This window comes from Armatimonas sp., from assembly GCF_031410135.1.
Classification (GTDB): domain Bacteria; phylum Armatimonadota; class Armatimonadia; order Armatimonadales; family Armatimonadaceae; genus Armatimonas.
On record NZ_JANNYP010000309.1, the window covers coordinates 1 to 5,611 of the forward strand.

General features: G+C 45.5%; 6 protein-coding genes. 3 read left to right on the forward strand and 3 right to left on the reverse strand.

Annotation, left to right across the window (positions count from 1 at the left end; all coding sequences use genetic code 11):
• Nucleotides 1–94: 94 nt before the first annotated feature.
• From RMO15_RS11125 to RMO15_RS11135, 3 genes are all read left to right on the forward strand, one after another.
• The gene (locus RMO15_RS11125) at nt 95–835 is read left to right on the forward strand and encodes a hypothetical protein (RefSeq protein WP_309712040.1); all 741 of its coding nucleotides are present in this window, start codon (nt 95–97) and stop codon (nt 833–835) included.
• A gap of 109 nt (nt 836–944) precedes the next feature.
• On the forward strand, nt 945–1,307 hold the full coding sequence (locus RMO15_RS11130; RefSeq protein ID WP_309712042.1) for a hypothetical protein: 363 nt from the start codon (nt 945–947) through the stop codon (nt 1,305–1,307).
• 32 nt (nt 1,308–1,339) lie between these two features.
• Entirely contained in the window at nt 1,340–2,872 is a 1,533-nt protein-coding gene (locus tag RMO15_RS11135) for a hypothetical protein (RefSeq protein ID WP_309712046.1), read from the forward strand.
• Nucleotides 2,873–2,995: 123 nt separating this feature from the next.
• Here the strand turns inward: RMO15_RS11135 and RMO15_RS11140 are convergent, their stop codons facing one another.
• The 3 genes from RMO15_RS11140 to RMO15_RS11150 all read right to left on the reverse strand — a co-directional run.
• A complete protein-coding gene (locus RMO15_RS11140; RefSeq protein WP_309712049.1) occupies nt 2,996–4,000 on the reverse strand; it encodes a hypothetical protein in 1,005 nt (334 codons plus the stop codon).
• A gap of 11 nt (nt 4,001–4,011) precedes the next feature.
• The gene (locus RMO15_RS11145) at nt 4,012–4,227 is read right to left on the reverse strand and encodes a hypothetical protein (RefSeq protein WP_309712052.1); all 216 of its coding nucleotides are present in this window, start codon (nt 4,225–4,227) and stop codon (nt 4,012–4,014) included.
• A gap of 42 nt (nt 4,228–4,269) precedes the next feature.
• The coding region (locus RMO15_RS11150; RefSeq protein WP_309712055.1) for an AIR synthase-related protein at nt 4,270–5,611 on the reverse strand (1,342 nt) is incomplete at its 5' end.

Below are 5,611 nucleotides of genomic sequence, written 5' to 3' on the forward strand. Positions count from 1 at the left end.
AAATGTTGAGATTAAAGACCAATATATTTGAGAGAAGTGGAGGGGGAAAGCTTTATGAATTTTAGAAAAGTGGCCCTTCGTTCAAGAAATTAAATTGATATTTGCAGCAACTATTTTGGAGAAACTAAATTTTGGATTTGATGAAAAGTCCCCTCGCGAGAAATTAGAGTCTCCAGACGGCAAATATTGGCTAAAATTAGAAATATCAGTAAAGATAACCAGAAGAGACTCAATAATAGTATTTTATGATACAGTATCATTAAAAACAACTACTAATAAAAACACAATAGAAACGTTATTTGGCAAAAATATCGCAAAAGACATGGCAAAAGAGATGTTAACAACAGCAGTTTTCAATCCTGGCGTAAGCATTTTAATGAAAGCAATGTCATTAACTAAAATTATACGCGGCGTAAAAGCAGGTAACTTCATTAATCCATCAGTCTCTCCATCAGAACCAACAAATGAAAAAGATTGGAATGATTCACTTGCGTCACAAATACTAGACGAAGCGACAACAAAACTTGCTGATAAAATTAGTAATGAGATTCAAAACCTTACTAAAAAAGTCTTTTTTACTTTCGAAAAAATTAAATGGGAAGAATATAAAGAAATTAGCAAAGAGCTTCAAAATCTAACTAAATTCCACATCGATGCTAATTATGAAGAAGATAAAACTGACATACATTGCCTAATTAATTTAAATGAACAAGATGACATCTTAAGTAAGATAGTCAATTCAAAATTAATAAAAAATATGAATCTAAAGTTAAAGAGCGAATCAGGTTCAAATCTTTACTTCAGAAAAAAAACGGATAAGGATATCGAATCATAAATTAAGCCAATAGACAGTAAACCAAAACAAACCCCATCAATAAATACACTACCTGTAAAAAAATCAACGCCTCCAGCGCAAAAAAATAAAAAGAAATAATTCAACAGAAATGATTAAGATTAAAATAACTATTAAGTATAATAATCGTGAAGTCAGTATATTACCTGGATGTCCAGGTAATGGTCGAATTATAAAATTAGGAAATGAATTCATCACAGATCGAATCAGTAACGCTGAAATTTTTTGTATTTCAATAATTGATGATTCAAAATCAATTAATTATAAAAATTATACGTTCACTTTGTTTTATGATAAAAAATCACCTAAATATAATAAAAATATAAAAATACCATTCAAAAAAATGTTCAAATTAGATAACAACAGCAAATATGATTACGTATATATAAAATTAACTTCTGATTTAGATAAATCAAGAGAGTATGCCATACATATCCCAATCGGTTCACGTTAGTAAAATCTCAGTTTCTAAACAAAGGTAAAGCTATGAAATCAACACGTAAAAACTTTTTATCTCTATCGCTTCTCTCTATTTCCTATCTAAGTACACTCTCTGGCTGTAGTGGTGGTGGTAGTAACGACGGCAACCCAGTAACGGACCTAACAGGTCGTGTACAAGGTTATCTTGACTATATTAATAATGCTTCAACTGCCTGGAATAACCTTATAGTCACTGTCAAAGGTAAAAGCAATAGTGGTCAGACAATTGAAAAAGTCATCCCTGTTGATTCTAACGGACAGTTTAGTGCTGAAGTTCCTGAAGGTACTTATGATGCAAATGTGAAAGACAAAAACGGATCAATAGTCGAAATAAATGTACCAGGAGTAGTAATTAAAAAAAGTGATACAACTTTAGTAAGGCCCAATAATCAAGAGACTATTGATATTGTTCCTTCTGGAATATCGATAAAGACAATAGAAATAACAGTACCTACATCATCAATTCCTCCAGGCAGTACCTACACGTTTATTGCTCGTGTACTAGACAGTTCCAATAATATACTTAGCGACTGGGAGCCACGGTGGAGGCTAGAAGGTAATGTTGGTACGCTAGATACTAGAACAGGTAGATTATCTGCAAATTCAGGCGGTTCTGGAAAAATAGTTGCTTTTTTCTATGTAGGAAGTCGTTTAGTGGAGGCAAAAGCAGATATAGTCGTACAAGTTGAAAATCTCTCCCCCGCTCCAACACTTTATGCCCTGAGACCATCACCGGCAAATTCAAGCATTTACGCAATCATGAGGTATAACTCACGTAATGGACAAGAAATCGGGAAAACGGAAATTCCCAATATTTTAGGTAATGGACAAATCTGTATTTCTTCGGACGGCACGATGTATGTCACAGTTAATTCAGGTACAAGTAACTTTATTCAATCTATTAAGACTGATGGTTCTTTAGGAACGCCTATGGCATCCAGAAGATTTGACATTGAAGCACTTGGCATTCTACCAAATGGAAATATCATTGGGTTTAACGATGACGGATTCCATATCTTTAATAAAGATTCTGGCTTAGTTGTCCGCGAGAATATATTAGACAATACTCTTTCCACTGTATATGATATAAAAACCGGCCCAGACGGTAAACTATACGTAACAGCGTTAAACACCTTATCAAGTCCTGATACTTATGTTGTACGTAGGTATAATATAAGCACAGATAATATATCGTTCGATAAAGATATCGTTATTTTTTCAACAAGTGGTTCAAATCAACCATCTTCCGTGATATTTGCATCAAATGGAGAAATGATTATTGCTGATATAAAAGGCAAGAGATTACTTAGGTATAATTTAGAAGGAAGTCCTCTTGGTAATGATTATAGTGTGCCAGGTCTAGTAGATAGTGCGTTAGCAATTGGAAGAAATATAAGATCACAAAATGATGAAACTATATTTGTTTTATCAAGTCAATCAACAGCAGGTATACGGCGAATAAATTTCAACAATGGCACTTTTTCGGATATTGACACATTTTTTTCTAGTAATAACATTATTGATCTTGCCATGCCATAAATATTATAGTATTAATAAAATATTTATTAAGTTATCAGAAATATAAATCAATAGTTCCAAATTTGGTCAAGTTGTTTCTTTCGGTTCACGCTAAATAACGGCAGAAGAACGACGCTCACGAGTTCACTTTCGTGAGCGTTTTTCTTTGGTCTGCTCAAACGCAAATTTATAACCAACGGCGGCGTAGGTGAGAATGTCGTTGAAGTGAATGGCTTCGGCGCGGACGAGCTTCTCATACTCATTGACGAGTTTTCCGGCCTCACCGTGAAGCGCAGGGTTATCGGTGGCGATGGAGATGGGAACGCCTGCTTCTTGACAGCGCTCGAAGACGGGGCGTAGCTCCGATAGATCCTGAAGGGTGTTGGTGCGAAGATAGGTGGTCGGGCAGACTTCTAAACAAATCCCACGCTCGGCAAGCTCGGGGAGCAAATCGGGGCGGTGGAGGGCGATCTGGATGCCGTGGCCGATGCGCTCCAGATAGGGAAAAAGACTGGAGTGAATGTCGCTGGGGTCGGACTCGGCCATGTGCGCGGTGGTGTGTAGCCCCACCGACTTTGCCTCAGCGTAGAGCTCGGTCCACTGATCCAGAGTCGGGCCACCAGGCTGGTACGGGCCAGCCAAATCCACGGCAACGACTTCGGGGAGTGCGTGCGCCAGTGCGATGATCTGTCGGTTCAGCGCGGGCGTGAAGCCCCGGTCCATGCAGAGAATAAACGCAGTACGAATCGGAAACTCGGTCTGGGCAGCGCGGATCACTTGCTGGGCTGCCTCGGGCATGAGGGCGAGGCGCTCCGCTTCGGGAAGACCGCTCGGGGTGCGCTTGTAGGGGTTGAAGCGCAGCTCTAAGTAGTCCAACGCTTCAAAGACTGCTGCACCACGCACCGCTCGGTGCGTAAAGTAGGGAAGCTCCTGCGACTGGAGCTCCTCCACCAGATGGTGCACCGTGAGATAGTCAGCCAGATCGGTGAAGGGACGGTTGAAGAAATACGAAAACGCGGCGTAGTCCGGGAATCGCTCCCGGAGCCGCGCCGCGACAGCCGTCTCCCGACCGTGCTTCTCAATCCAGCCCCAGAGAATGCGGGGGTGAGTTGCGCCCCCCAGATGGCGGTGCAGGTCAGGGAAGTTCACATCCTATTGTACTACATCCGCATCAAGGGGATGCCTAGCTCGCGCTTGGCAAGGATATCGAGAAGTGCGACTTGAGCCATCTCTTTATCATCGAAGTAGGCCAGCATCTGCGGCTTTCCTGCGATCTCCACTTTCAGCGCCGCGCCGCTACCCGTCACTTCGATAAACAATCGTGCAACATGGTTGATGTTAAATGCCGCACTTGATTTCTTGCTGTAGATCCACATAAATAAGCCTTCCTCCCAAAAGTATCGGCAGGAAGGCTCGTTTCACTTACCCATAATTTTCGGAATCGCTCCCTCGAAAGCCTCACGAAGCTGATCGAGTGAGAGCTCCAGAAGCCCCGCGGCATCGAGCTTGTTGCTGCCCTTCACCTGGCCGATAAAGACTCCCTCAACCCCATTTTGTTCACACAGATCAAGGAGCATTTCTTGCTCTTTCGTCCCCTCTTTGACTGTCACAACAATTCGGCTCGGAGACTCACCAAACAGAACGGTGCTCCAAGGAAGATCGCTTCCATCGGCGGCGACGAAATCCGTGACGGCAAAGCGAATCTCGGCACCTTTACCACCTGCCAGACAGCTCTCGGCGACGGCGGTCATGAAGCCCCCCTCCGCGCAGTCGTGGGCGCTCTGGATGAGTGCTCCGGCGACAGCTTCCCGGACAACTTTCTGGACACTCGCTTCGGCGGCTAAGTCTAGCTCGGGCCTGCCCTCGGCGCGGCCAAAAACGCGGTAGAGATACTCGCTTCCCGCAATTCCCGTCGCACTCTCGGTGCCGACGGGGCGGAGCAGATAGATCAGGTCGCCATCGTTTTGGAAAGACAGGCCCATCGGTTCAACGCCCTCGGGGATCACGCCGACCATGCCCACCGTAGGCGTGGGGTAGATCGCGCCCTCGGGGGTCTCGTTATAAAAACTGACGTTACCCGAGACAACGGGCGTCTTAAAGAAATCCGCGGCCTGCGCCATCCCCTCGACCGCACGACGGAACTGCCAGAATCCTGCAGGCTTCTCGGGCGACGGAAAGTTCAGGCAGTCCGTCAGCGCGGCGGGCACGGCTCCCACACAGCTCAAGTTACGCGCTGCCTCGGCCACGGCCAGCTGCGCACCCACAAACGGGTCTAAGTAGCAGAAGCGCGGGTTGCAGTCCGTGGTCGCTGCGATCTTGCGCCCGTTGGCCTCACGAATGGTCAGCACCGCCGCATCGCCACGCCCCGGAAGAACCTCGGTCTGGGTCTGCACCATCGTGTCGTACTGCTCCCAGACCCAGCGCTTGCTAGCGATACTGGGCGTCGCGAGTAGCTTGAGCAAGACCTCGCCGTAGCTCTCGGGCTCGGGCAGAGTAGAGAAATCGGCGCTCTGGACTTGGGCGATGTACTCCGGCTCGGCGGCGTCTAAGTAATAGGTCGGGCACTCGTCGGCCAGCGACTTGGCAGGAATATCGGCCTCCAGGCGCTCGCCGTCCCAAACCTGTACATTGCCCGTCTCGGTCAGCACCCCGATATAGGCCGCATTGAGCCCCCACTTGTGAAACACCGCCGCGACTTCTTCCTCGCGGCCCTGCTCGACAACGGCCAGCATCCGCTCCTGGCTCTCGGAGAGCCAGACT

Bases quoted from the DNA above. Each gene is read 5' to 3' on its own strand.
- RMO15_RS11130 (WP_309712042.1), top strand. From the start codon at position 945: ATGATTAAGATTAAAATAACTATTAAGTATAATAATCGTGAAGTCAGT.
- RMO15_RS11145 (WP_309712052.1), bottom strand. From the start codon at position 4,227: ATGTGGATCTACAGCAAGAAATCAAGTGCGGCATTTAACATCAACCAT.
- RMO15_RS11135 (WP_309712046.1), top strand. From the start codon at position 1,340: ATGAAATCAACACGTAAAAACTTTTTATCTCTATCGCTTCTCTCTATT.